This window comes from Castellaniella ginsengisoli (assembly GCF_040955415.1).
In the GTDB taxonomy this organism is placed as follows: domain Bacteria; phylum Pseudomonadota; class Gammaproteobacteria; order Burkholderiales; family Burkholderiaceae_B; genus Castellaniella; species Castellaniella ginsengisoli.
The window spans coordinates 218,557-242,270 of the sequence record NZ_CP158257.1; the positions used below are offsets into that span (position 1 = coordinate 218,557).

General features: G+C 66.9%; 24 protein-coding genes and 1 tRNA gene. 12 read left to right on the plus strand and 13 right to left on the minus strand.

The window, feature by feature from the left end; translation table 11 throughout:
• Positions 1-52 precede the first annotated feature (52 nt).
• The gene (ubiG, locus tag ABRZ00_RS01075) at positions 53-760 is read left to right on the plus strand and encodes a bifunctional 2-polyprenyl-6-hydroxyphenol methylase/3-demethylubiquinol 3-O-methyltransferase UbiG (RefSeq protein ID WP_368641435.1); all 708 of its coding nucleotides are present in this window, start codon (positions 53-55) and stop codon (positions 758-760) included.
• A 5-nt stretch (positions 761-765) separates the two neighbouring features.
• Positions 766-1,464 (plus strand): HAD family hydrolase, encoded by a 699-nt coding sequence (locus ABRZ00_RS01080; protein ID WP_368642822.1) that lies wholly within the window; start codon positions 766-768, stop codon positions 1,462-1,464.
• Here the strand turns inward: ABRZ00_RS01080 and sstT are convergent.
• Complete coding sequence (sstT, locus tag ABRZ00_RS01085) at positions 1,449-2,693, minus strand: serine/threonine transporter SstT (protein WP_368641434.1); 1,245 nt, start codon at positions 2,691-2,693, stop codon at positions 1,449-1,451. The genes ABRZ00_RS01080 and sstT overlap by 16 nt on opposite strands.
• A gap of 243 nt (positions 2,694-2,936) precedes the next feature.
• Here sstT and ABRZ00_RS01090 point away from each other — a divergent pair, with 243 nt between their 5' ends.
• The 3 genes from ABRZ00_RS01090 (at position 2,937) to ABRZ00_RS01100 (ending at position 6,803) form a co-directional block, all read left to right on the plus strand.
• The gene (locus ABRZ00_RS01090) at positions 2,937-3,926 is read left to right on the plus strand and encodes a diaminopimelate dehydrogenase (RefSeq protein WP_368641433.1); all 990 of its coding nucleotides are present in this window, start codon (positions 2,937-2,939) and stop codon (positions 3,924-3,926) included.
• Positions 3,927-4,026: 100 nt separating this feature from the next.
• Positions 4,027-5,112 (plus strand): ABC transporter ATP-binding protein, encoded by a 1,086-nt coding sequence (locus ABRZ00_RS01095; RefSeq protein WP_368641432.1) that lies wholly within the window; start codon positions 4,027-4,029, stop codon positions 5,110-5,112.
• A gap of 8 nt (positions 5,113-5,120) precedes the next feature.
• Positions 5,121-6,803, plus strand: coding sequence for an ABC transporter permease (locus tag ABRZ00_RS01100; RefSeq protein WP_368641431.1), 1,683 nt, complete (start codon positions 5,121-5,123; stop codon positions 6,801-6,803).
• Positions 6,804-6,844: 41 nt separating this feature from the next.
• Here ABRZ00_RS01100 and ypfH read toward each other — a convergent pair whose 3' ends face one another.
• Entirely contained in the window at positions 6,845-7,585 is a 741-nt protein-coding gene (ypfH, locus tag ABRZ00_RS01105; RefSeq protein ID WP_343835709.1) for an esterase, read from the minus strand.
• Positions 7,586-7,592: 7 nt separating this feature from the next.
• On the minus strand, positions 7,593-8,156 hold the full coding sequence (locus ABRZ00_RS01110) for a DUF924 family protein (RefSeq protein ID WP_343835711.1): 564 nt from the start codon (positions 8,154-8,156) through the stop codon (positions 7,593-7,595).
• A gap of 86 nt (positions 8,157-8,242) precedes the next feature.
• On the opposite strand from ABRZ00_RS01110, the gene ABRZ00_RS01115 reads away from it, so the two are divergent.
• From ABRZ00_RS01115 to ABRZ00_RS01125, 3 genes are all read left to right on the plus strand, one after another.
• Entirely contained in the window at positions 8,243-8,959 is a 717-nt protein-coding gene (locus tag ABRZ00_RS01115) for an ABC transporter substrate-binding protein (protein WP_343835712.1), read from the plus strand.
• A gap of 126 nt (positions 8,960-9,085) precedes the next feature.
• Positions 9,086-9,433 (plus strand): carboxymuconolactone decarboxylase family protein, encoded by a 348-nt coding sequence (locus tag ABRZ00_RS01120; RefSeq protein ID WP_343835713.1) that lies wholly within the window; start codon positions 9,086-9,088, stop codon positions 9,431-9,433.
• Positions 9,434-9,524: 91 nt separating this feature from the next.
• Entirely contained in the window at positions 9,525-10,226 is a 702-nt protein-coding gene (locus tag ABRZ00_RS01125) for an RNA polymerase sigma factor (RefSeq protein ID WP_343835715.1), read from the plus strand.
• A gap of 49 nt (positions 10,227-10,275) precedes the next feature.
• Here the strand turns inward: ABRZ00_RS01125 and ABRZ00_RS01130 are convergent, their stop codons facing one another.
• The 4 genes from ABRZ00_RS01130 to ABRZ00_RS01145 form a co-directional block, all read right to left on the minus strand.
• On the minus strand, positions 10,276-10,797 hold the full coding sequence (locus ABRZ00_RS01130; protein WP_343835716.1) for a plastocyanin/azurin family copper-binding protein: 522 nt from the start codon (positions 10,795-10,797) through the stop codon (positions 10,276-10,278).
• Entirely contained in the window at positions 10,794-11,315 is a 522-nt protein-coding gene (locus ABRZ00_RS01135) for a DUF5602 domain-containing protein (RefSeq protein ID WP_368641430.1), read from the minus strand. The genes ABRZ00_RS01130 and ABRZ00_RS01135 overlap by 4 nt, the downstream gene beginning before the upstream one ends.
• Entirely contained in the window at positions 11,316-11,681 is a 366-nt protein-coding gene (locus ABRZ00_RS01140) for a ribbon-helix-helix domain-containing protein (RefSeq protein WP_368641429.1), read from the minus strand. It lies immediately after the preceding gene.
• A 129-nt stretch (positions 11,682-11,810) separates the two neighbouring features.
• Positions 11,811-12,389: a DJ-1/PfpI family protein gene (locus tag ABRZ00_RS01145; protein ID WP_368641428.1), complete on the minus strand. Its 579-nt coding sequence runs from the start codon at positions 12,387-12,389 to the stop codon at positions 11,811-11,813.
• Between the two features lie 252 nt (positions 12,390-12,641).
• Between ABRZ00_RS01145 and ABRZ00_RS01150 the strand changes: the two genes are divergently transcribed.
• Positions 12,642-13,712 carry an alkene reductase gene (locus ABRZ00_RS01150; RefSeq protein WP_368641427.1) on the plus strand — a complete coding sequence of 357 codons (1,071 nt, stop codon included), beginning with the start codon at positions 12,642-12,644 and terminating at the stop codon, positions 13,710-13,712.
• Between the two features lie 43 nt (positions 13,713-13,755).
• Here ABRZ00_RS01150 and ABRZ00_RS01155 read toward each other — a convergent pair whose 3' ends face one another.
• A complete protein-coding gene (locus ABRZ00_RS01155) occupies positions 13,756-14,382 on the minus strand; it encodes a TetR/AcrR family transcriptional regulator (RefSeq protein ID WP_343835721.1) in 627 nt (208 codons plus the stop codon).
• Between the two features lie 72 nt (positions 14,383-14,454).
• Here ABRZ00_RS01155 and ABRZ00_RS01160 point away from each other — a divergent pair, with 72 nt between their 5' ends.
• Complete coding sequence (locus ABRZ00_RS01160) at positions 14,455-15,753, plus strand: MFS transporter (RefSeq protein WP_368641426.1); 1,299 nt, start codon at positions 14,455-14,457, stop codon at positions 15,751-15,753.
• Positions 15,754-16,543: 790 nt separating this feature from the next.
• On the opposite strand, the gene ABRZ00_RS01165 is transcribed toward ABRZ00_RS01160, so the two are convergent.
• Positions 16,544-16,634: transfer RNA gene (locus ABRZ00_RS01165), tRNA-Ser, on the minus strand.
• A gap of 123 nt (positions 16,635-16,757) precedes the next feature.
• Here ABRZ00_RS01165 and ABRZ00_RS01170 point away from each other — a divergent pair.
• Entirely contained in the window at positions 16,758-17,123 is a 366-nt protein-coding gene (locus tag ABRZ00_RS01170; RefSeq protein WP_368641425.1) for a hypothetical protein, read from the plus strand.
• Between the two features lie 55 nt (positions 17,124-17,178).
• Here the strand turns inward: ABRZ00_RS01170 and serS are convergent, their stop codons facing one another.
• The gene (gene serS / locus ABRZ00_RS01175; RefSeq protein ID WP_368641424.1) at positions 17,179-18,516 is read right to left on the minus strand and encodes a serine--tRNA ligase; all 1,338 of its coding nucleotides are present in this window, start codon (positions 18,514-18,516) and stop codon (positions 17,179-17,181) included.
• 121 nt (positions 18,517-18,637) lie between these two features.
• Here serS and wrbA point away from each other — a divergent pair, with 121 nt between their 5' ends.
• Positions 18,638-19,237, plus strand: coding sequence for an NAD(P)H:quinone oxidoreductase (gene wrbA, locus ABRZ00_RS01180; RefSeq protein WP_368641423.1), 600 nt, complete (start codon positions 18,638-18,640; stop codon positions 19,235-19,237).
• 48 nt (positions 19,238-19,285) lie between these two features.
• On the opposite strand, the gene ABRZ00_RS01185 is transcribed toward wrbA, so the two are convergent.
• The 3 genes from ABRZ00_RS01185 to ABRZ00_RS01195 form a co-directional block, all read right to left on the minus strand.
• Entirely contained in the window at positions 19,286-20,623 is a 1,338-nt protein-coding gene (locus ABRZ00_RS01185) for a replication-associated recombination protein A (RefSeq protein WP_368641422.1), read from the minus strand.
• Positions 20,623-21,273: an outer membrane lipoprotein chaperone LolA gene (lolA, locus tag ABRZ00_RS01190; protein WP_368641421.1), complete on the minus strand. Its 651-nt coding sequence runs from the start codon at positions 21,271-21,273 to the stop codon at positions 20,623-20,625. Before lolA ends, ABRZ00_RS01185 begins: the two co-directional genes overlap by 1 nt.
• A 61-nt stretch (positions 21,274-21,334) precedes the next feature.
• Positions 21,335-23,689 (minus strand): DNA translocase FtsK, encoded by a 2,355-nt coding sequence (locus tag ABRZ00_RS01195; RefSeq protein WP_368641420.1) that lies wholly within the window; start codon positions 23,687-23,689, stop codon positions 21,335-21,337.
• Positions 23,690-23,714 lie beyond the last annotated feature (25 nt).

Sequence of the window (23,714 nt, forward strand, 5' to 3'; positions counted from 1 at the left end):
GGCTCCGTTTGACGGAGCCCTATTTTTTTTCTGGACCTCTGGAGCCGCCTCCATGCACGCAGCCAACGCCGACCCGGCGGAACTCGACAAATTCAGCGCTTTCGCCTCCAGTTGGTGGGATCCCCAGGGCGAGCTGAAGACCCTGCACGACATCAACCCCCTGCGCCTGGACTGGATCCGCACCCAGACGGGCCTGCTGGACGGCCTCCAGGCGCTGGACGTCGGCTGCGGCGGCGGCCTGCTGGCCGAGGCCATGGCGGCCGAGGGCGCGCAGGTCACGGGCATCGACCTGGCCAAGCAATCCCTGCAGATCGCCCGCCTGCATGGCCATGAGTCCGGCATCCAGGTCGAATACGAATGCGCCAGCGCCGAAGACTACGCGCAACAGCAAGCCGGCCGGTTCGACCTCGTCACATGCATGGAACTGCTGGAGCACGTGCCTGACCCGGCTTCGGTCGTGCGCGCCTGCGCCGAACTGGTCCGCCCGGGCGGGCTGGTGTGCTTTTCCACCCTGAACCGCAATCCGAAGTCGTTCATGCTGGCAATCGTGGCGGCCGAATATGTGATGCGCATGCTGCCCCGGGGCACCCACAGCTACGAACACTTCATCACCCCCAGCGAACTGGCTGCCGCCGCACGCGCGGCGGGCCTGGAAGTCACGGCGCTGGCCGGCATGAGCTACCAGCCCCTGACCCGGCACTACAGCCTGTCCCGGGACACCAGCGTGAACTACCTGATGGCAGCGAGGCGCCCGGCATGACCGCGATCCGCCGCCTTGTCCTGTTCGATTTCGATGGCACGCTGGCCGACACGGCGCCGGACCTGGCCGCCGCCGCCAACCGCCAGCGCCATTACCGCGGCTTGCCCCCGCTGCCCTACGAAGCATTGCGGCCGTATGCCTCGCATGGTGCGCGCGGCCTGCTGAAAGCCGCTCTGGATCTGGATGCGCAATCCGACGAATACGAATCCACCCGCCAGCGCTTCCTGCGCGACTATGCCGAGGCCATGCTGGTGCAGACCCGCCTGTTCCCGGGCATCGGGATACTGCTGGACCAATTGGGCGGCCATGCCTACGGCTGGGGTATCGTGACCAACAAGATCGAGGCACTCGCCCTGCCCATCGTACGCCACCTCGGCCTGCAGGATCGCTGCCTGGTAACGGTGGGCGGCGACACCACGCCCCATGCCAAACCCCATCCCGAACCGCTGCTGCATGCCGCCCGCCAGGCGGGCGTGCCCCCCGGGAACTGCATCTATATCGGCGATGATGAGCGCGACATCGTCGCCGGCCAGGCGGCCGGCATGGCAACCGTGGTCGCCGCCTACGGCTACTGCTCGCTCGAGGATCCGGCCCGCTGGGGAGCCGACGCCATCGCGGCAAGCCCCGAGGATCTCTGGCCGCTCATCGAGCGCTGGGCCGCGGGCGGCCTGGAGGCCGGCTCCGCGTCTCAGGCATCCGCTTGAACGCCGGCTGAGCCGGAGCCGGCGGCCGTAAACAGCACGTCGGTCGAAGAATTCAAGGCCGTCTCGGCGGAGTCCTGCAGCACGCCAATGATGAACCCCACCCCGACGACCTGCATGGCCAGGTCGTTGGAAATGCCGAACAGGCTGCAGGCCACCGGGATCAGCAGCAGCGAACCGCCGGCCACCCCGGACGCCCCGCAGGCGCACACCGCCGCCACAATGCTCAGCAACAGCGTCGTCGGCAGATCCACCGTCACGCCCAGCGTATTGACCGCCGCCAGCGTCAGCACCGTGATGGTGATGGCCGCCCCCGCCATGTTGATGGTCGCGCCCAGGGGGATGGAGACGGAATAGGTGTCCTCTTCCAGGCCCAGCTTGCGGCACAGGGCTATGTTGACCGGGATATTGGCCGCCGAGCTGCGGGTGAAGAAGGCCGTGATGCCGGACTCGCGCAGGCAGGTGAACACCAGCGGATACGGATTGACCCGCAGCCGCAGGAACACGATCAGCGGATTGACCGCCAACGCCACGAACAACATGCAGCCAAGCAGCACCGCCAGCAGGCGGGCATAGTCCAGCAGCGCGCCGAAGCCGGTTTCGGCAATGGTCGAGGCCACCAGCCCGAAGATTCCGATCGGCGCCATCCGGATGATCACCTTGACGAGATACGACACCCCCGCCGACAAATCCGTCATGACGTGCTTGGTGGTCGCATTGGCGTGGCGCAGGGCGATGCCCAGGCCGATGGCCCAGGCCAGGATGCCGATGTAGTTGGCTTCGACCAGGGCGCGCACCGGATTGTCCACGATGCTCAAGAGCAGATTGCGCAAGACTTCGATCACGCCGCTGGGCGGGCTCAATGCGGCGTCGCCCAACTGCAGGCGAATGGTCAGCGGAAACAGAAAACTGGCGACGACCGCAACCAGTGCCGCCGCAAAGGTACCGAACAGGTAAAGCGCCAGGATCGGCCCCAGTTTCGCCTGGGTGCCCTGTTGATGGCTGGCGATGGAAGCGGCCACCAGGACGAAGACCAGGATCGGAGCGATGGATTTCAGCGCCGTGACGAACAGACTGCCAAACAGGCCGACGGCCAACGCCGCATCCGACGAGACGGACGCCAGAACCACGCCGGCGGCCAGGCCGATCAGGATCTGCGTCACCAGCCTGCCATGCCGGATGAAATGGAACAATGCGTTGGAATTGGAAGGAAGGGCGGAGGACGGAGTCATAGGAATCGGGAGTTCTGCATGAATTTTCCGGCGCACGGCGGGAAACAGTCGCAGGCGGTCCAGGGGCGCCGGCGTGCGGGCATGCTTCCGGAACCGGCACCCGGCTCGAAATGGGCGCCATTCTAGCACCGCAGGGCCTCAGGACCGGCAAGCCGATACAATCAAACCTTGCCGTATGACAACCGCCGCCTTTTTTGCGCGGCGGCCGGCACGGCCCTCCCTCATGCAACACGAAGGAATCCCATGGCTTCACACACGATTCGCGTCGGCATTGCCGGTTACGGCAATCTGGGGCGTGGCGCCCTGGCGGCCCTGGCCCGCTGCCCCGACATGCGCCCCGCCGGCGTCTTTACGCGCCGCGACCCGGCCTCGCTGCGCCTGCCCGACTCCTCGGTCCCGGTGTTCTCGCTGGACGAGGCGGCCGCGCGCCGCGACGACATCGACGTCATGATCCTGTGCGGGGGCTCCAAGGACGACCTGCCCGCCCAGGGCCCGGCATTGGCCGGATGGTTCACGACGGTGGACAGCTACGACACCCACGCCCGGATCCCCCAATACTTCGAGGCTGTCGATGCCGCCGCGCGCGCGGGCGGCAACCTGTCGATCATCGCGGTGGGCTGGGACCCCGGCCTGTTCTCGATCAACCGCCTGATGGGCGAGGCCATCCTGCCGGCCGGCGCCACCTACACATTCTGGGGCAAGGGCCTGAGCCAGGGGCACTCGGACGCCATCCGGCGCGTGCCGGGCGTTCGGGCCGGCGTGCAGTACACCATCCCGGTTCCCGAGGCGGTCGCCCGCGTACGCGCCGGCGAGCAGCCGGCTCTGACGACCCGGGAAAAGCACAAGCGCGAATGCTACGTCGCGCTTGAACCGGGCGCCGACGCCGGCCAAGTCGAACAGGCCATCGTCGCCATGCCCGACTATTTTGCGGACTACGACACCACGGTGCATTTCATCGACGAGGCCGCCCTGGCCCGCGACCACGCCGGCATGCCGCACGGCGGGTTCGTCATCCGCAGCGGCCGCACCGAGGCCAGCGAGAACCAGGTGATGGAGTTCTCGCTGGCGCTGGACAGCAATCCGGCCTTCACGTCCAGCGTCCTGGTGGCCTACACGCGCGCCGCCTGGCGGATGAAGTCCGCCGGTGAAACCGGCGCCCGAACCGTCTTCGATGTGGCCCCCGGCCTGCTGTCGCCCCGATCCCCCGAAGCCTTGCGCCAGGCCCTGCTGTAATAAAAGAGCCAGTGCCAGAGGCGTGCTTGCCTCTGGCCGCCGCCCACACTACCATGCAGGGACCGGGCCGCATGCCGCCCATTTCCGCCTCGAACGCCCCATGGAGATCCGCGTCGAAGGTCTGTGCAAGACCTACCGGTCCGAAGATCGCGCCATCGCGGCCCTGGATCGCGTCGATCTGACCATTCCGGCCCACGAAATCTTCACCCTGCTCGGACCCGGCGGCTGCGGCAAGACGACGCTGCTGCGTTGCATTGCCGGCCTGGAAACCCCCGACGCCGGCGAGATCCGTATCGGCGACGATGTGGTCTGGTCATCGGAACGCCGGATCGCCGTGCCCACAGAAAAGCGCGGCCTGGGCATGGTGCTCCAGCCACCCGCCCTGTGGCCGCACCTGTCGGTCTTCGAGAACGTGGCCTATCCGCTGCACGTGCGCGGCATGCGCCGGGGACGGATCCGCGAGAAAGTCGCTCAAGCGCTGGAATTCGTCCAGTTGCGCGGCATCGAACGACAATCCGTCACGCGTCTGCCGGACAGCCAGCAGCAACGCGTGGCACTGGCCCGCGCGCTGGTGGCCGAGCCGCACGCCATCCTGCTCGACGAGCCGCTCGGCGCCCCGGATGCCGGATGGCGCATGGAAACCCGTACGCAGTTGTGCCAATCCCTGAAAGCGCTCGGCATCACGATCCTGTACGCCACCCGAAACGCGGCCGATGCCCTGATCCTGTCGCACACGATCGCCGCCCTGCAAAATGGCCGTGTCCTCGAGGCCGACACCCCGCAGCGCCTGTACTTCGAAACGCGGCAGCGCGATGTGGCGTGTCTTGTTGGACGGATCAATCAATTCCCGGCCATCATCCGCAACCAGGAACACGGCTACACCCTGGCGCGCTGCGGCCTGGGCACGATCCATTGCGAAGCGCGCGATCTGCCGGAAGGCGCCGAGGCAACGCTTTGCATCCGTCCGGAATTCATCCGCGTCACGCGCTTCGAGGTCGGGCCGGGGTTCAACGTCATCGAAGGCACGATCGAGTCCATGACGTTCATCGGCGAGGCCTATGAGGCCGACATCCGGGTCAACGGCGAACGGTTGCTGGCGCGCATCGACCCCGACGTACAGACCGCCCCAGGCGAACGCGTCGAAATCCGCCTGGACCCGGCCCACTGCCTGCTGCTGAACGCCTGAGGCCGCCGATGCCCGACTCCCGGCAGTCACGCGCCCTGAGCTGGACCCTGACCGCCCTGGTCGGCTTCCTGGTCCTGTGTCCCGTGCTGACGCTGCTGCTCGACAGCCTGTCCCGGGCGCCGGGCGCCGCCGATCCGTTCACCCTGTCGCCCTACGTCCGCGCCTACACCGCCCCCGCCCTGCGGGGGGTCGCCCTCAACACGGCCGTGTTCGTACTGGGCTCGTCCCTGCTGTCCACGCTGCTGGCTTTGCTCCTGGCTTGCCTGAACACCGGCCACGCCGCCCGGCGTCTGTGCATGGCGTTTTCGATCCTGCCGTTGATGACCCCGCCCTTGCTGTTCGCGGCCGGCTGGGCGTTGCTGCTGCATCCCGGCGACGGCCTGCTCGCTCAAGCGCTGCAAGGGCTGCTTGGCCTGGAACCGGCGCCGTTCGACATCCATTCGCTGGGGGGCATGATCCTGGTCGAAGGGATGATGAACCTGCCCATGGCTTACCTCATCATCGCACCGGCCCTGGCGGCTTTCGACCCGGCGCGGCAGGAAGCCGCGCGCGTATCGGGCTCCGGCCCGACGGACGTCCTGCTGCGGATCACCCTGCCGATCCTGTATCCGGCCCTTCTGGCCGCCCTGGTCCTGAGCATGGTGCGCAGCCTGGCGTCCTATGCCGTGCCCCGGGTGCTGGGCGCCCCCGGCCACGTGGACGTGCTGACCACCTATCTGTACGGGATGATCTCCGCCGGCTCCGCTTCGGATGAGGCCCAGGCTGCCGCGCTCGGTCTGGGCCTGCTGTCGGCCTCCCTCGCCTTGACCGTCTTCTACCGCGCACTGGTCGCCGAAAGCGCAGCCTATGCCGCCCCCCCGGCGCACGGTGCGCGGCCAGGCCCGGCCAGGCCCGGCCGCATGCGGCATACGCTGGGCCTGGGTGCCGGGCTGCTGTACCTGCTGGCGACCGCGCTGCCGGTCCTGGCGCTGCTCTACGCCTCGCTCATCCCCCGGCCCATACCGCTCGGCGCCCTGGCCTTCGCCGCCCTGGATCTGCAGCACTGGATCGATGTCTTCCAAGAACCCGCCGTTCTGCGGGCGCTGCGCAACAGCCTGCTCCTGGCGGGCGCAGGCGCCACCCTGGGAGCGGCATTGTCCTTGGGCGTGGCCTGCGTCTGCGTCAAAACGCATGGTCCGCCGACGCGCCTGCTCAGGATGCTCAGCTTCCTGCCCTTCGCTTTTCCCGCCCTGGTCCTCGGCATCGGCTTCAAAGGATTCTTTGCGCAGATCCCGCCCCACGCCACGCTGGCCGCCTTGCTGCTGGCCTACATCGCGGTCTACCTGCCCTACGGCGTGCGGCCTCTGGCCGGAGCCTTCACGCAGATCCACCGCCTCCTGGATGAGGCCTCGCGGCTTTGCGGCGCCGGGCGCCTGACCACATTGCGGCGCATCACACTTCCGCTGCTGATCCCGGGCTTCGTCTCCGCCTGGACCTTGATGGCGATCCTTTTCCTGAACGAGCTGCCGGTCTCCGTCGTGCTGTCGGACGCCGGCGCAGAGGTGCTGTCCACCCGGATTCTGAGCGACATCGATGAGGGCCGCCGGGGCCGGCTATCGGCGTTGGGGCTGCTCGCCATCGCGCTCTCCATGGCTCTGGCACTCTGCGCCCGGGTGGCGACCCGCGCCTTCCGGCGACGCCAGGAATCCTAGCGCCCCGGCCGGAACCGGCGGCACCCCCTTGCCGAGGCGCCTCAGTGCAGGGTTCCGTCCTCCGCGGAAGGCTTGCCCGAATCGTCGTCAGCGCTGTATTCGTCGACCCGGGCGGCGGGCGCGCCCATTACGGATTCCCAACTGCGCAACGGCAAATAATTCTGCAGCCGCGTGATGGCCTGGCGAACCAAGGCCTCATGAAGTTCATGGCCCACGTGCGAAGCCATGTCCAGGGTCGCGTCGCCCCCCAGTTCGGCCAGATGGCCATGCACCTGGCGCGCCTGGTCGACCGGCGCCACGCCGTCCGCCGCGCCGTGCAGCAGATGCAATGTGGTCTGGGCGGGGGCGGCCTGCGGCAGCGTGGCAAAGCGCGTGGAAAACAGCAATGCCCGGCCGGCCAGCCCCGGATGGGCGCAAACCGCCTCCAGGATCACGGCGGCGCCCTCTGAAAAACCCGCCAGGGCGGTTTGTTCGCCGCTCAGGCGCCGGGCCTGCTGCAAAGACCTGATCTCGGCGGCCAGGACGGTGCCCGCATCGGCCACCAGGCCCACATAGGCCTCGGCATCCGGCTCGGCCTGGGCGATCCAGCGCCGAGCCGCGCCTGCGCCGAACCGCCCGTGCGGCTGCACGATCAGCGCCTGGGGAAAAGCCTGGCGGATCGCCCCCACCAGGCCCAACACCTGGTCTGGCGCAGCCGACTCGCCATGCAAGACGACGAAGAGCTGCGCGGGCGCACCGGCGGACGGCTCGATGATCAGGGGTTCGGGTCGGGTATGGGTCATGGCAGGCTCAGCCGGCGAATCCGCCCGCGTTCAGGAATTGTTCCTCCTCGGGCGTTGTACTGCGCCCGAGCGCGCCGTTCCGGTGGGGAAACCGCCCGAAGCGCCGGATGATGTCGCGATGCTCGATCGCCCAGCGCAGCGAATCGGGCGCCTCGCGCGCATACAGGACCACGGATTCTTCCTGGACGGCCAGATCCTCGGCATGCATGAAAGGCAGGCAGACAAAACCGCGCAGGTCGGGCTCGATACCCTCCAGAAGGCCCAGTGCCCTGCGGGCGCAGGACAGCGCCAGGCCGTCCGTGGCGAACATGTGCCCCGTGCCCCGGAAGGCATTGCGGGGGTACTGATCCAGCAGCAGGATCAAGGCCAGCGCCGACTCGGGGTGGCCCAGCCAGCCTTCCAGCTCGCCGCGGGCGGCGGCAAAATGGGCATCGGCAAAGCGCTCGCGGAACTCGGCGTCGAAAGCGGCATCCTTGGCGAACCATCGGCTTGGACCCGCGCCGCGCCAGAAGGCCAGAACGGCACTGGCGGCCTCGGGCGGCGCGGCAAGGGATGAAGCGGCGGCTTGCATCAGATCTCTCCAGAATACGGCGGAATGTACCTACGGTACACCGAACCTCCTACAATCGCATCATTCTTCTTTTTACCAAGCCCGCCATGTCTCTGCCACAGGATCTCGCCCCCTCGGGCCCGCTGCGCGCCTCGATCAATCTGGGGAATCCCCTGCTGGCGCGCCGCGACGCCGGCACCGGCGAGGTCTCGGGCGTGTCCGTGGACCTGGCCGCGGAACTGGCCCGCGAGCTGGGCGTGCCCCTGGAGCTGGCGGTGTTCGACAAGGCCATCCAGTCGGTCGAGGCCGTGGCCGGCCAGGCGGCCGACATCGGCTTTTTCGCCATCGATCCCAAGCGCGGTGAAGGCATCGCTTTCACGGCCCCCTACGTGCTCATCGAAGGGGCCTACCTGGTGCGCGCGGATTCCCCGCTGCACGACAACGCCGAGGTCGACCAGCCTGGCCATCGCGTCGTGGTGGGCCAGGGCAGCGCCTACGACCTGTACCTCAGCCGCCACCTGCGACAGGCGGAAATCGTGCGGGCGGAAAACTCTCAGCGCGTCGTGGACGATTTCCTGGCCGGCGGCCAGGAGGTGGCCGCCGGAGTGCGCCAGCAACTGCAATCCGACGCGGACCGGGTCGGCGGCGTGCGCCTGCTGCCCGGCCGCTTCATGGTGATCGAACAAGCCATGGGCCTGCCCCGGTCCCGCCCACCGCAGGCCCTCGCCGCACTGGCCGATTTCGTGGCCCGCTGCAAAGCGTCCGGTTTTGTGGCGCAAGCGCTGGCGCGCCACGGCATCCGGGGCGCCTCGGTCGCGCCCTGAACGAGATCGGCGGGGTTCCACCAGGCGCATCCAGAAAAACGCCACGGCGCCCCCGTGGCTTTTCGCGCCGGGCGCGCGCCGCAGGTCTATGATGGTCCCAGGCACAGACCCACAGGAGAGCCCGCCATGGATTCACCGATGTTCCCTCACCCCACCGCCGGACTGGCCAAGCGGCGCGCCGAACTCGCCCCCGAAGCCCTGTCCGCGTTCAAGGCGTTCAGCAAGGCGGTGTTCGCACCGGGCGCGCTGGACGCGAAAACCAAGCAACTGATCGCCGTGGCCGTCGCGCACGTCACTCAGTGCCCCTACTGCATCAAAGGCCACACCGAAGGCGCGGCCCGCGCAGGCGCCTCCGATGCGGAAATCATGGAGGCGATCTGGGTGGCGGCCGAAATGCGGGCGGGCGGCGCGTATGCCCACTCGGCCCTGGCGTTGCAGACCCTGGAAGACCTGCACGGGCGCAAGCCGGCCTGATATGCGACGCCGCGCGGCCGGGCCGGACACGGTTGAAACGTTTGCGGGGCCAGCGGCATCCAATGCCGACGGTATTCTTTCAGGAGTTCACGTGGATATCCAGCTCCAGCCCGATCCGGCAGCCTCGGACGATCTCGCCCTGATCGGGCGCGCGGCGGGCGGCGACCTGGCCGCCTTCGAAGCGTTGATGCGCCGCCACAACCAGCAGCTCTACCGGGCGGCGCGCAGCATTCTGCACGACGAAGCCGAAGCCGAGGACGCCGTCCAGGAAGCCTGGTGGAAGGCCTACGGGCATCTGCGCGACTTTCGCGCGGATGCCCGGCCCGCCACCTGGCTGACGCGCATCGCCATCAACGAAGCCTTGATGCGGCGGCGACGAAACAGATCGCGCGAAACCCTCATCCAATCCGCATACCAGGTTTCGCACGAACAGGACACCATGCCGATGCACGACCCCGACACCGCCGCGCCCGCTTCCGCCAGCCCCGACCAGATGGCCTGGCGCGCGGAACTGCGGCGCCAACTGGAACGGCGCATCGACGAACTGCCGGACCTCTACCGCACAGTCTTCATGTTGCGCGCGGTCGAAGAAATGCCCGCTGCGGAGGTCGCCACCGTCCTCGGCCTGCCCGAAGCCACCGTGCGTGTGCGATTCATGCGCGCCCGCCGCCTGCTGCAGGCGGCCATGCAGCCGGAATTCGACCCGCGCGCTGCGGGCGCATTCTCGTTCGCAGGCGCACGCTGCGACCGCATCGTGGCGGGTGTTCTTGCACGGGTGCAGGCGGCCGGCTGACGCACCGCCCCACAAGCGAGGCGGTCCGCAGCCGGTGGCGGCCCCAGGATCAGTCGACCCGCCCTTGGCTCAGGACGGCTTCCACCTCCGGAAAGCCCGCTACGGCAACCGGAGGCAACTGCGCATCCGTTCCGGCGTAAGGGCGCCCGGCCGGCGCGCCTTCGACCACGATCCTCCCGACCATGCCCGCATGCTCGTGCGGCAAGCAGAAATAGTCGTAAACGCCGGGAACATCGAACACCCAGGTAAAAGACTGTCCGGGCAGCAGATAGCCGGAGTCCCATGGCTTTGCATCCTGCGGCAGGCGCAACGGCTTGCCGTTGGCCGGATGATAGGCGGTCGCCGTATGGACGTTTCCGGCATCGTGGTTGACCCAGCGGACGGCCTGGCCGGGGCGGATGCGCAGACCTCGCGGCCGGAACCAGACGGCCGACCCGGTCGACGTGCCCGCCATGCCGATCTCGATCGCTTCGCCGCCCGCCGCCGGCCATGGCAGGGCGGCCGCCAGCAGCAGGCCGCCGCCGGCGCCCAACAGCCGTCGGCGCCGCGGGTCATGGGCAGGCGTACTCATTTCGCTACGCGGCTTTCCTGCGCGGCCGGCACATGCCACAGCACGATGTGGATGTGCGGCTCAGCCACGCCGGGATGCCCCGCGTTATACATCATGTCCACATGATCCACCTTGACCCCGGCCGGCACCTTCAGGTCATTCAAGTGCATGTCGGCCTTCATGAGCGAGAGCGGAATCATGTAGGTGGTGTTCACCAGGTTGCCATCATGGTCGTAGCCCAGGAACGGGCCGGCGGGCAGCGTCGCGGGGTCGACGAACAACTGCCCCATGCCCGGAATGAAATCGGGCAACGGAACCAGCGAACTGACCGTCTTGTACGGAGCCGCGGGCGGCGCCTTCAGCGCCGATGCGGTTTTCGCCTGCGCCGCAGGCGCGACCAAACCGAATGCCAAGGCAGCCGTGGCTGCCATCAGAAGAGAACGCGAGTTCATGAGAATCTCCCGGTATGCGCGGCGGGAATCGCCGTGTTCCGCGCTATTGGATGCGCGGTCCGGGAGATCTGTTTCGGCGGCGGACAATCAGGCGGTCTCGCCCTCGTACAACAAATCAGGCCACCCGTGCAGGACGGCCCGGGCATCCAGCGAACGCAGGGGCACGGACGCATCCGCCGGAATGCGCCCGTCGACTTGCAGCATCTGATAGCGCAGGCAGCAGACACGCAGGAAAGAAGCAAAATTGCCGGCTTCGCCCCGGTAGGCCAGCAACTCGTCGTACAGGCGTTCGATCAGTTGCGACACCCGCATGCCGTCCCGCCGGGCGATGTCTTCGAGCACGTGCCAGAACAGAAGCTCCAGACGCACGCTGGTCGCCACGCCATGCAGGCGCAACGAGCGGGTTTCGCTGTCGTAGGACCGGGGATTGGCCCGGATGAAGATTTCGCACATGGCGCAAGGCTCCAGAACAGGCGCGGCATCCTGTGACTGTAGGGACGAGCGTCGCGGCCACGCAAGAGGGGAATCCCTGACACGCGGCCTCATTCCCTCAAGCGGGCGCGAGCGCCCCGGCGCACGGCCTCAGTGCTGGATGCGCGTGCCCAGCACCGCCAGGAACTGGGCGATCCAGGCCGGGTGCGCGGGCCACGCCGGCGCCGTGACCAGATTGCCGTCCGTGTGCGCCTGATCGATCGCAATGTCGGCATACTGGCCGCCCGCCAGCCGGACTTCCGCCGCGCACGCCGGATACGCAGAGCAAGTGCGGCCTTGAAGCACGCCGGCCGCCGCCAGCAACTGCGCCCCATGGCAGATCGCCGCAATCGGTTTGGCGGCGGCATTGAACTGCTGCACGATGGCCAGCACGCGCTCGTCCATGCGCAGGTATTCGGGCGCCCGCCCGCCAGGAACCACCAGCCCGTCGTAGGCCGCCGCATCCACCGCGTCGAAATCCCGGTTCAGCGTAAAGCGATGTCCGGGTTTTTCGCTGTAGGTCTGGGCGCCGTCGAAATCATGAACGGCCGTCGCCACCCAATCACCCGCGCTCTTGTCCGGACAAACCGCATCGACCGAGTGCCCGACGGCCTGCAAGGCCTGGAACGGCACCATGACTTCGTAGTCCTCGACGTAGTCGCCCACCAGCATCAGCAATTTCTTCGCCATTGTTCGTCTCCTGTCCTGAGTGATGCCCGGCCGTCGACCGGGCGATGGGAATCGGGCGCCGGAGCCCAGTCCGCAGGCTCCGCCCATCCCTATTGTGGCCCCCCGATCCGGTGCCTGGGTGGTATTCCCATACCACTGTGGCCGGGCGCATGGGCCGGCCGGATGGATCGCAACGAGGGCGCTTGACAATGTTACTTACCGGTACGTATCATTTGCCGTCCAGATCCATCAACCACCCCCCCAGAAACTTCCATGCCTACCTTGTTCGATCCCCTTCAGCTCGGCGACCTGTCGCTGCCCAATCGCATCATCATGGCCCCCCTGACCCGCTGCCGGGCCGAACCCGGCCGCATTCCCGGCGACCTGATGGTCGACTACTACCGCCAGCGCGCCAGCGCCGGCCTCATCATCAGCGAGGCCACCAGCGTCACCCCAATGGGCGTGGGCTACCCGGACACCCCCGGGATCTGGTCCGACGCCCAGGTGGAAGGCTGGAAGAAAGTCACCGCCGCCGTACATGAGGCAGGCGGACGGATCATCCTGCAGCTCTGGCACGTCGGCCGCATTTCCGATCCCCTGTATCTGGACGGCGCCACGCCGGTGGCCCCCAGCGCCTTGCAACCGGCCGGCACCGTCAGCCGGTTGCGCCCGCAGAAGACCTACGTCACCCCCCGTGCTCTGGACATCTCGGAAATTCCCGGGGTCATCGAAGCCTACCGGCAAGGCGCCGCAAACGCCCGGGCGGCGGGCTTTGACGGCGTCGAAATCCATGCCGCCAACGGCTACTTGATCGACCAGTTCCTGCAAAGCAGCACCAACCGGCGCAACGACGCCTACGGCGGCTCATTGGAAAACCGCGCCCGCCTGCTGCTGGAGATCACGGACGCGATCCTGGAAGTCTGGGCGCCCGGCCTCGTCGGCGTCCACCTGTCCCCCCGGGGCGACAGCAACGACATGGGCGACGATCAGCCGCAGGAAACCTTCGGCTACGTCGCCGAGGCTCTGGACCGGCGCGGCATCGCCTTTCTATGCCTGCGCGAATATGAAGGCCCGGACAGCCTGGCGTCGGCAATCCGCGGGAAATTCTCCGGCCGGTTCATTGCGAACGAAGCCCTCGACCAGGCTCAGGCCGCCGCCTGGCTGGCCCAGGAGCGCGCCGACGCGGTCGCCTTCGGCAAACTGTTCATCGCCAATCCCGACCTGCCCGCCCGCTTCGCGCACGGCGCCGCGCTGAATGCGCCTCGGCCCGAGACGTTCTATACCCCGGGTCCGGAAGGCTACACCGACTACCCGGCACTGGAGCAATGCGGGGCCGAAACCTGAGACGCGATGACCACGGGGGGCGGGCGCGCCGCCGGGTAGCGGCCTAGGCCAGGCTGGCATCGATCAAGCGCGCCGCCGTATCCGCCAGATACCGCACCGGCCCCTCCGCGCCAAACACCTGACTGGATACGCAGGCGCCTTCCAACAGCAGTTGCAGGCCGTCGCCCAGCGCTTCTGGGTCGCGGGCGCCCATTTCGCGCGCCAGCTCGATCAGGCGCGCACGCACCTGCCGTTTGTTCGCCACCGACACCTGCCGGGCGGGATGGTCGGGCTCAGGGTATTCGATGCACGCATTGGTCAGGCCGCAGCCCCGGTACTCCGCCATGCAGGTCCGTTTGGTCAACCCCGCGAAATAAGCCAGTATCTGTGCGCGCGGATCGCCCGGATGGGCTTCGACCGCCGCGTTGAAGCGCCGCCAGAATTCGACTTCGTAATCCCGCAGGTAGGCCACCACCAGCTCGTCTTTCGAGGCAAAGCTGCGGTAGAGGCTGGGTTTGGTGACGCCCGCCTCGGCCACGATGGCATCCACGCCGACGGCCCGGATGCCCTGGTGATAGAAAAGATCCCGCGCGCTGCTGCGGATGCGGTCAGCCGCACGCGGCAGCGATCCTGCCTTCTGTGCGGTATCCCGGCCATCTGGCCGGCGAGCGGCCGGCGGTGTCTTTTTCATCTTTCTGCTTGACGATGTTACTGATCGGTACGTATTATATGCCGTTCTGAACGTACCGAACAGTAACATCTCATGCCTCCCCCTGCGCGTTCCGCAAGCCCCCTTCTCATTCCCCGCCTGGGCCAGCGTTACGCGTTCGTCGTCGTCGGCGTCATCTTCTTCTGTCTGCTGTTTTCAGCCGGATTGCGCGCCACGCCCAGCGTACTGCTGGATCCGCTGCATCTGGTCTTTGGCTGGAGCCGGGCGACCATCTCCCTGGCAGCCGCCCTCGGCATTTTCTTCTACGGCATGGTCGGCCCCTTCGCCGCCGCCGCCATGGATCATTTCGGTCTGCGCCGCGTCCTGCTGGCGGCCCTGGTCATGATGGCAGCCTCCTCGGCCGCCAGCGCCTTCATGACCCAGAGCTGGCATCTGATCGCCTTGTGGGGGATTTTCTCCGGGATCGGGTCGGGCGCCGTGGCCACGGTGCTGGGCGCCACCATCGCCAATCGCTGGTTCCATCAACACCGCGGCCTGGCCATGGGAATCCTGACGGCAAGCACCGCCACCGGCAATCTGATCTTCTTGCCGCTGCTGGCCGCCCTGGCCTCGTCGGACGACTGGACACGCGCGGTCTGGGCCGTGGCCATCGCCATCCTGGTAATGGTGCCGCTGGTCTGGCGGCTGGTGCCCGACGGACCCGCCAGCGTCGGCCTGCTGCCCTACGGCAGCGACCCGGACAACCCGCCCCCGCCGCCCGCGCCGCGCACCGGCCTGCTCGCCGCCACCTTCGGTGCGCTCGGCCGGGCCAGCCGTACCCGCGCGTTCTGGTTTCTGTTCGCCACCTTCTGGGTCTGCGGCTTTACCACCAACGGCCTGGTGGGCACCCACCTCATCGCCATGTGCGGCGACTACGGCATCGCTTCGGTGCAAGCGGCGGGCCTGCTCGCGGTGATGGGCATCTTCGATCTCATCGGAACCACGGCCTCGGGCTGGCTCACCGACCGCTACGACCCGCGCAAACTGCTGTTCATCTATTACAGCCTGCGCGGCCTTTCACTGATGGCACTGCCCTACACCGATTTCTCGCTCTACAGTCTGTCCATCTTCGCCGTGTTCTACGGCCTGGACTGGATCGCCACCGTACCGCCCACGCTGCGCCTGGCCACCGATGTATTCGGCGACCGCGATGCCCCGGTGGTGTTCGGCTGGATCGTTGCCGGCCACCAGATCGGCGCCGCCACGGCGGCCTGGATGGGCGGCTTCGTCCGCGAGGTGTCCGGCAGCTACCTGATGGCTTTCGTGCTGGCAGGCGCCACCGGCCTGGCCGCGGCCGTGATCTCACTGATGATCAAGCGCCAACGTATGACGGAAGGGTTGGCGGCCGCCTGAGGAATCAAATCCGGCGCAAACGGAAAGGCCCCGGAAATGGGGTCGTTCGAGGCGCAAGGCAAAGATCGCCGCCCGCTCAGCAGTTGCCCTTTTTGGCTTGCCCCGGCGGGCAGAACCCGCCATGCCCGTAGGCTGGATCGGGATCGACAACCACGGATCCACGGGGCGTATGCACCGCACAGGCGGAAAGCGTGGCGGCCAGTGCGCAAACCAGAAGTATCTTTTTCATGGCAATCCCTTTATGGCGTCGCCATTTTGCCCTAAGCCGTAGAGAAAAGAACTACAGAGCGTAACCGTGCGGCGTGACGCTCCGGTGCTCATCTTCCTGGGGCTCATCGACTCTCCAACTCCCGGTTCGCCCGGGCCGCACACGAGGCCCGAAAAGTCTGCGCGCTAGAGCGCGCGACGGCAGGCAACAAGGCCTCTCAAAATTCTGATTCGCTCATCAGATGTGACGAAGCGCTTGCACAGTTCTGCCGATGTGGCGGAATAAGGAGATTTACAACTTACACCCGCACCAGAAAGCGCGGCCCATCATGCAAAGCAGCAGCCTGACGAGGCTGACCATGATGCCAAGTCCCCAAAGGGGGGGATATGCCCAGCTCTGGGGATATCTGTCTGGGGAAGAACTAGTGCGTCCCACTTTGGGCACACCCCCAGGACAGGTGCCCGCTATGTCGCCAGATCGCAACCGTTGCAAACCCTGCACACGTGTGGGGAGGAATGTGGGCCGACAAGCCCATAAAGCCAAAAAACCCCCTGTAATCAACCATAGCTTACAGGGGATATCTGGCGGAGAGGGTGGGATTCGAACCCACGGTACGGGGTTACCGTACGCCTGATTTCGAGTCAGGTACATTCGACCACTCTGCCACCTCTCCGGGTACGACGCATTGCGAGTCGAGTCGCGCATCATAGCATGAATCAAAATGCCGTGCGCCGTTGCCCGCCCTTGCCTTCTGGCCTATAGTGGATTCAGGCATAAGCGCAGAAGGAGGTCCGCCATGAACATCCAAGCCCTGCATTTCGTGCTCGATCTCGACGGCAACGGGTCGGTCTCCGGCTGGGAAGTCGTCGCCGCCCTGAAATGGGCTTTTTCCCTGCCCGGCCGCCTGATGGTCGAAGGCCTGGGCAATATCCCGCCCATCGCCGACGCCTTCGGCATTCAAGCCTCGGCGGCCACGGGGTATGCCAGTTTTCAAAGCCTGCTGGCCACGGTCCTGACCCTGGCGTTCTGGGTCGGCTGCCTGATCCTGATCACGCGCATCGGTGCCCATCAGGCCACCATCGGCACGGCGGCGGCCGAGGCGGAACCGCCGGTTGCGCCCGGCATGCCGCACTACCGCGGGCCAAAGACCCGCAAGACCTGATCTCCGCACGAGCAAGGCGGCCTGGCTCGGGCCTGCCTTGCCGGCGCAGCCGGCCTCAAGCCTGGATGGCTTCCAGCCCGCCCATGTAGGGACGCAGCACGGCAGGAATCGCGATGCTGCCGTCGGCCTGCTGGTAGTTTTCCAGCACGGCCACCAGGGCGCGGCCCACGGCCAGCCCGGAACCATTCAGCGTGTGCAGGTATTCGGGCTTGGCCTTGGGGCCTTCAGGGCGAAAGCGTCCCTGCAGGCGCCGCGCCTGGAAATCCAGGCAGTTCGACACCGACGAGATCTCCCGCCAGGTGTTCTGCGCCGGCAACCAGACTTCCAGATCGTAGGTCTTCGCCGAACCGAAGCCCATGTCGCCCGCGCACAGCAGCACGACCCGGTATGGCAGCCCAAGCGCCTGCAGCACGTGTTCGGCATGGCCGACCATTTCGTCCAGCGCCTGCCAGGACTGGTCGGGGTGCACGATCTGCACCATCTCGACCTTGTCGAACTGGTGCTGGCGGATCAAGCCGCGCAGATCGCGCCCGCCGCTGCCGGCTTCCGACCGGAAGCATGGCGTGTGCGCCGTCAGGCGCACGGGCAGATCCTGTTCATCCAGGATGCGGTCGCGCACTGTACCGGTCAGCGGGATCTCGGCGGTGGAAATCAGGTACAGGTCTTCGGCCTGGCCATCCTCATCGGGCGTGCTGCCCTGGCCGCCCTTGGTCACCCAGAACATATCGTCCTTGAACTTGGGCAGTTGGCCCGTACCGTACAGGGTGGAGCCGTTGACGATGTAGGGCGTATAGCATTCCTGGTAGCCGTGCTCGCCGGTCTGCAGATCCAGCATGAACTGGGCCAGCGCGCGGTGCAGGCGGGCGATGGGGCCGCGCAGCATCATGAAGCGCGCGCCCACCAGGGACCGGGCCGACTCGAAATCCAGGCCGAAAGGCTCGGCCAGGGCGACGTGGTCGCGCGGCTCGAAACCCAGGCCGGCGGGATTGCCGTCGGCACCCGCGGCGCCCGGAAGCCAGCGTCGGACCTCGACGTTGTCGGCCTCGGATGCGCCATCCGGTACGCTGTCGTCGGGCAGATTGGGAAGGGTCATCAACCAGGCGGAAAGCGCCTGCTGCACCTCGCCCAGATCCTGCTCAAGCGCTTTGAGCCGATCAGGAATGGCCTGGGATTCCGCCAGCACGGCCGATGCGTCTTCGCCGCGGGATTTCAACTGGCCGATCTGCTTGGCCAGCGCATTGCGCCGCGCCTGCAGTTCTTCGGTCTGGATCTGCACGGCCTTGCGACGGGCTTCCAGGGCATGGTAGCGATCGGTATCGAAGACCAGGCCGCGCCGGGCAAGAGCCCCGACGACGCGATCCAGGTCCTTGCGCAGCAGATTGGTGTCGAGCATGGCGAGGTGACGAAGATTCTTGAAAGGCGTTATTGTATTCAATCCTGCCCCAGCCCTGGCGCGTCCCGCGCCGGCGCGGTAATCCGGGCGGCGGGAATTACCTCAGGAAAGGAGTCTCTTCATGTCGAAAGTACTGGTGCTCTACCATTCCACATACGGCCATATCGAAACCATGGCCCAGGCCGTCGCCGAAGGCGCCCGATCGACGGGCGCCACGGTCGACATCAAACGCGTGCCGGAACTGGTCCCCGAGGAAATCGCCCGCAAGTCGGACTACAAGCTCGACCAGGCCGCCCCCATCGCCCAGGTCAAAGATCTGGTCGAGTACGATGCCATCCTGATCGGCTGCGGCACCCGCTTCGGGCGCATGTGCTCGCAGATGGCGAACTTCCTGGACCAGGCGGGCGGCCTGTGGGCCAGCGGCCAATTGAATGGCAAGGTGGGCGCCGCCTTTACCAGCACCGCCACGCAACACGGCGGCCAGGAAATGACGCTGTTCTCCATCATTGCCAACATGCTGCACTTCGGTTTCGTGGTCGTGGGCCTGCCCTACAGCTTCCAGGGCCAGATGCGCCTGGACGAGGTCACCGGCGGGGCGCCCTACGGGGCTTCCACCATCGCCGGGGGCGACGGTTCGCGCAAGCCGTCCGCCAACGAGCTGGATGGCGCACGCTTCCAGGGCAAACACGCGGCGGAGGTCGCAAACAAGCTGTTCGGCTGACGCCGGCACAGAAAGCCGGAATAGAAAAAGAGGCCGAAGCCTCTTTTTCTATTTCTCTTTCGCCTCGTCGTCCCACGCCCGCAACCGCGCCAGTTTCTCGGCAATCTTCAGTTCCAGGCCCCGAGGTACCGGCCGGTACCAGCCTGGCTCCTTCATCCCGTCAGGCAGGTAGGTTTCCCCCGCCGCGTAGGCGTTGGGTTCGTCGTGGGCATAGCGGTATTCATGCCCATAGCCCAATTCCTTCATCAGCTTGGTCGGAGCATTGCGCAGATGCACCGGCACCTCGCGGCTCTTGTCCTGCCTCACGAAGGCGCGCGCCTGGTTGTAGGCCATGTAGCCGGCGTTGCTCTTGGCGGCGACCGCCAGATAGATCACGGCCTGGCCCAGGGCCAGTTCGCCTTCCGGCGAACCGAGGCGCTCGTAGGTGGCGGCCGCATCATTGGCGATCTGCAGGGCGCGCGGGTCGGCCAGGCCGATGTCCTCCCAGGCCATGCGCACGATGCGCCGCGCCAGGTAACGGGGATCCGCGCCGCCATCCAGCATCCGCGTGAGCCAGTACAAGGCGGCGTCGGGGTGCGAACCGCGCACGGATTTGTGCAACGCCGAGATCTGGTCGTAGAAATTGTCCCCGCCTTTGTCGAAGCGGCGGGCATTCAGGGTCAAGGCATTTTCGATGAAACCGGCATCGATTTGCGTGACACCGCTGGCGCCGGCGGCGGTCTGGCACTGCTCCAGCAGGTTCAGCAGGCGCCGGGCATCGCCATCGGCGTAGCCCACCAGCGTGTCGAGGGCCAGCTCGTCGAATACCAGATCACCCATGGCCTGAGCCTGGGCGCGCCGCGCCAATTGGCGCAAGTCGTCTTCGCCCAATGACTCCAGGACATAAACCTGGGCGCGCGACAAGAGGGCGGAATTGACCTCGAACGAGGGGTTTTCCGTTGTGGCGCCGATGAAGGTCACCAGACCGCTTTCGACGAAAGGCAGCAGCGCGTCCTGCTGGGATTTGTTGAAGCGGTGGATTTCGTCCACGAACAGGAGGGTGGGCTGGCCCCGGACCTGGTTCTGCTCGGCCTGGGCCATGGCGGCGCGGATGTCCTTGACGCCGGAGAATACGGCGGACAAGGCGATGAAAGCGCAGTCGAACGCGGTAGCCGTCAGCCGCGCCAGGGTGGTCTTGCCCACCCCCGGCGGTCCCCAGAAAATCATGGAATGCGGCTTGCCCGACTGGAAAGCCAGGCGCAGAGGCTTGCCGGGGCCCAAGAGGTGGGATTGGCCGATGACCTCGTCCAGGCTGCGCGGCCGCAACGCCTCGGCCAGGGGCGCATGGGCCGGGCCCGGGCCAGACGGCGGGGGTGCCCCCCCCAGCAGATCCCCCTGGGCGCTCATCAGTTCATCTTGACCAGATCCGCGCCCTCGGGCACGGTGAACTGGAACCGGGCGGCGGGAATGCCGGGATTGGCCTGCAGGCCGGAAAACAGGATGCGCGAGGTCTGGCCGAAGGCGTCCAGCAACTCCAGGCGCTGGGGCAGACCGCCGGAAAATCCGATGTCCGCATGCGTGAAGCCCGCATCGGGCGTCTTGGGGATGGCGCGCAGCCACTGCAGGCCATCGCGGTCGGGCTGCGCCTGCAGGTCGAAGGCCTCATCCAGGGATCCCGACCCGAACAGCAGGGCTGCGGGCGAAGCGCCGATCGCCTGGCCCGCCGCACGCTCGGTGACTTGCTCCAGGTCGGGGTCGTACTGATACACGCGCCGGCCATCGGAGACGATCAACTGGGGATAGGGTTGCTCGACCTCCCAGCGGAATTTCCCGGGTCGCTGAAAGGCGAATGCGCCCGCCTGGACGCGCTTGGCGCCGTCCGGAGAAATCTGCTCTTGCTGGAACCGGCCGGTGGCGGATTCGACTTTGTCGACGAAAGCCTTCAATTGCGACAGCGCCGGCTGGGCGGCTTGCGAGAAGCCGGGCACGCTTGCGAGACCGCACAGCAGGACGGCGGCGGTCAGGATGCGGCGGCGATTCGGGAAATAGGCATGCATAAGCTCAGGACCTGCTCACATTCATCAAGGGGTCGCGGCGGGCCTGCCCGCCGGGGCGGCCCTAGTCGTCCTCGCCGGATTTGGCCGGCACCAGGATGTCGCGGTTGCCGTTGGGCTGCTGCGGCGACACCAGGCCGGCCCGCTCCATCTGCTCGAGGATCCGGGCCGAACGGTTGTAGCCGATCCGCAGATTGCGCTGCACGAAAGAGATCGAGGCCCGACGGCTGCGCATCACGACTTCGACCGCCTGATCGTACAGCGGATCGCCTTCCGGATCGGCAAAGCCCGTGACCGAGCTGACGCCATCGCCCGTCTCGCCCTCGCTGGCGCCTTCCAGAAGCCCCTCGACGTAATCCGGCTCCCCTTCGGCCTTGAGAGCCTCGACCACGCGGTGGACCTCGTCATCGTGCACGAAGGCCCCGTGGACCCGCGCGGGCACGCTGGCGCCCGGCGGCTGGTAGAGCATGTCGCCCTGCCCCAGCAGGGTCTCCGCGCCCATCTGGTCCAGGATGGTGCGCGAATCGATCTTGGACGACACCTGGAAGGCGATGCGCGTGGGAATATTGGCCTTGATCAGGCCCGTGATGACATCCACGCTGGGGCGCTGGGTGGCCAGAATCAGGTGGATGCCGGCGGCACGGGCCTTCTGGGCCAGCCGTGCGATGAGTTCCTCGACTTTTTTACCCACCACCATCATCAGGTCGGCAAGCTCGTCGATCACCACCACGATCATGGGCAGCGTGCCCAGGGGCTCGGGCGCGTCGGGCGTGAGCGAGAAAGGATTGGGGATGGGTTCCTCGCGTTTCTGCGCTTCGCGGATCTTGCTGTTGTAGCCCGCCAGGTTGCGTACCCCGAGCTTGCTCATGAGCTTGTAGCGTTTTTCCATTTCGGCCACGCACCAGTTCAAGGCATTGGCCGCATGGCGCATGTCGGTGACCACGGGCGCCAACAGGTGGGGAATGCCCTCGTAGACGGACATTTCCAGCATCTTGGGGTCGATCAGGATCAAGCGCACCTGGGTGGCGTCGGCCTTGTAGAGCAGCGACAGGATCATCGCGTTGATCCCGACCGACTTGCCCGAGCCCGTGGTGCCGGCCACCAGCAAGTGCGGCATCTTGCCGAGATCGGCGACCACCGGATTGCCGGCGATGTCCTTGCCCAGCGCCATCGTCAGCATGGATGCGCTGGCATGGTAGACCTGGGATCCCAGGATTTCAGACAGGCGCACGGTCTGGCGCCGGGGGTTGGGCAGCTCCAGCCCCATCAGGTTCTTGCCCGGAATTGTTTCGACCACCCGGATGCGCACCAGGCTGAGCGCACGGGCCAGATCCTTGGCCAGATTGACGATCTGGCTGCCCTTGACGCCGGTGGCCGGCTCGATCTCGTAGCGCGTGATGACCGGCCCCGCCTGCGCGGCCACGACCGTGACGCTGACGCCGAAATCGGACAGCTTTTTTTCGATCAGGCGCGAGGTGTATTCGATGGTTTCCGGCGAGACGGTTTCCTGGGAGGCCTCGACCGGATCCAGCAGGGAAAGGGCCGGCAGGCTGCCCGCCATGGCCGGATCGTCGCGCGCGGTGAACAGAGCCTGCTGCTTTTCCTGCTGGACGCGCGGGGATTTCGGCACCGTGGTGACGGTAGGCTCGATGCGCACCGGCTGCTCATGCACTAGTTGGGTCTGGCGGGTCTCGACGATTTCCTGGCGCTCGGCCTGGGCCGTGACACCCACGCGGCGGTCCTGCCAGGCGTTTTTCAGATCCCGCAGACGCCGCCAGACGAGTTCCAGGCCATAGCCGACGCGTTCGGAGACATTCAGCCAGGAAAAACCGAAAAACAGGCTGGACCCCACGACAATGAAGGCCAGCAGGAGCAAGGTACTGCCCGCGCCGCCCATCAGGTGGGCCAGGCCGCTCGCCAGCAACTGGCCCAGTTGGCCTCCCGCCCCGGCGGGCAGCGCCGCGCCCCAGGCATGGAGCCGCAGCGCCTCGACGCCCATGCACCCCAGGAACAGCAGGGTATAACCGATGCCGACTTCCCAGCGCACGCGCGGCAGCAACTCTGGAACCCGGCTGGGCAGAACCGCCCTGGACAGGCGATAGAAGCCCGCCGCCACGCGGCGCAGCAGCAACAGCACCCACAGCCAGGCGGAAGCGCCGAACAGGAACAGCAGCAGGTCGGCCACATAGGCGCCGAAAGTGCCGCCCCAGTTATGGATCGTGCCGCCATGGATGGAATGCGACCAGCCCGGATCGGTGCGGTCCCAGGTGGCCAGCACCAGAACCAGCCAGCAGGCCAGAGCGGCCAGCAGCACCCAGCGGGCCTCGCGGAACAAGCCCGAGAGGCGTGTTTGCAGGGGCGAGGGGCCGTTGCGCACGTTGCGGGAGGAGCGTGAAGGGGTCGCCGGAATTCTTGCCATCGGATCATTATAATTGCGGGGTCAA

Bases quoted from the DNA above. Each gene is read 5' to 3' on its own strand.
- ABRZ00_RS01145 (WP_368641428.1), bottom strand. From the start codon at position 12,389: ATGGCGAAGAAATTGCTGATGCTGGTGGGCGACTACGTCGAGGACTAC.
- ABRZ00_RS01195 (WP_368641420.1), bottom strand. From the start codon at position 23,689: ATGGCAAGAATTCCGGCGACCCCTTCACGCTCCTCCCGCAACGTGCGC.
- ABRZ00_RS01160 (WP_368641426.1), top strand. From the start codon at position 14,455: ATGCCTCCCCCTGCGCGTTCCGCAAGCCCCCTTCTCATTCCCCGCCTG.
- ABRZ00_RS01185 (WP_368641422.1), bottom strand. From the start codon at position 20,623: ATGAGCGCCCAGGGGGATCTGCTGGGGGGGGCACCCCCGCCGTCTGGC.
- ABRZ00_RS01150 (WP_368641427.1), top strand. From the start codon at position 12,642: ATGCCTACCTTGTTCGATCCCCTTCAGCTCGGCGACCTGTCGCTGCCC.
- lolA (WP_368641421.1), bottom strand. From the start codon at position 21,273: ATGCATGCCTATTTCCCGAATCGCCGCCGCATCCTGACCGCCGCCGTC.
- sstT (WP_368641434.1), bottom strand. From the start codon at position 2,693: ATGACTCCGTCCTCCGCCCTTCCTTCCAATTCCAACGCATTGTTCCAT.
- ABRZ00_RS01170 (WP_368641425.1), top strand. From the start codon at position 16,758: ATGAACATCCAAGCCCTGCATTTCGTGCTCGATCTCGACGGCAACGGG.
- ABRZ00_RS01155 (WP_343835721.1), bottom strand. From the start codon at position 14,382: ATGAAAAAGACACCGCCGGCCGCTCGCCGGCCAGATGGCCGGGATACC.
- ubiG (WP_368641435.1), top strand. From the start codon at position 53: ATGCACGCAGCCAACGCCGACCCGGCGGAACTCGACAAATTCAGCGCT.
- ABRZ00_RS01130 (WP_343835716.1), bottom strand. From the start codon at position 10,797: ATGAGTACGCCTGCCCATGACCCGCGGCGCCGACGGCTGTTGGGCGCC.
- ABRZ00_RS01095 (WP_368641432.1), top strand. From the start codon at position 4,027: ATGGAGATCCGCGTCGAAGGTCTGTGCAAGACCTACCGGTCCGAAGAT.
- ABRZ00_RS01110 (WP_343835711.1), bottom strand. From the start codon at position 8,156: ATGCAAGCCGCCGCTTCATCCCTTGCCGCGCCGCCCGAGGCCGCCAGT.
- ABRZ00_RS01090 (WP_368641433.1), top strand. From the start codon at position 2,937: ATGGCTTCACACACGATTCGCGTCGGCATTGCCGGTTACGGCAATCTG.
- ABRZ00_RS01140 (WP_368641429.1), bottom strand. From the start codon at position 11,681: ATGTGCGAAATCTTCATCCGGGCCAATCCCCGGTCCTACGACAGCGAA.
- ABRZ00_RS01100 (WP_368641431.1), top strand. From the start codon at position 5,121: ATGCCCGACTCCCGGCAGTCACGCGCCCTGAGCTGGACCCTGACCGCC.
- ABRZ00_RS01120 (WP_343835713.1), top strand. From the start codon at position 9,086: ATGGATTCACCGATGTTCCCTCACCCCACCGCCGGACTGGCCAAGCGG.
- wrbA (WP_368641423.1), top strand. From the start codon at position 18,638: ATGTCGAAAGTACTGGTGCTCTACCATTCCACATACGGCCATATCGAA.
- ABRZ00_RS01115 (WP_343835712.1), top strand. From the start codon at position 8,243: ATGTCTCTGCCACAGGATCTCGCCCCCTCGGGCCCGCTGCGCGCCTCG.
- ypfH (WP_343835709.1), bottom strand. From the start codon at position 7,585: ATGACCCATACCCGACCCGAACCCCTGATCATCGAGCCGTCCGCCGGT.
- serS (WP_368641424.1), bottom strand. From the start codon at position 18,516: ATGCTCGACACCAATCTGCTGCGCAAGGACCTGGATCGCGTCGTCGGG.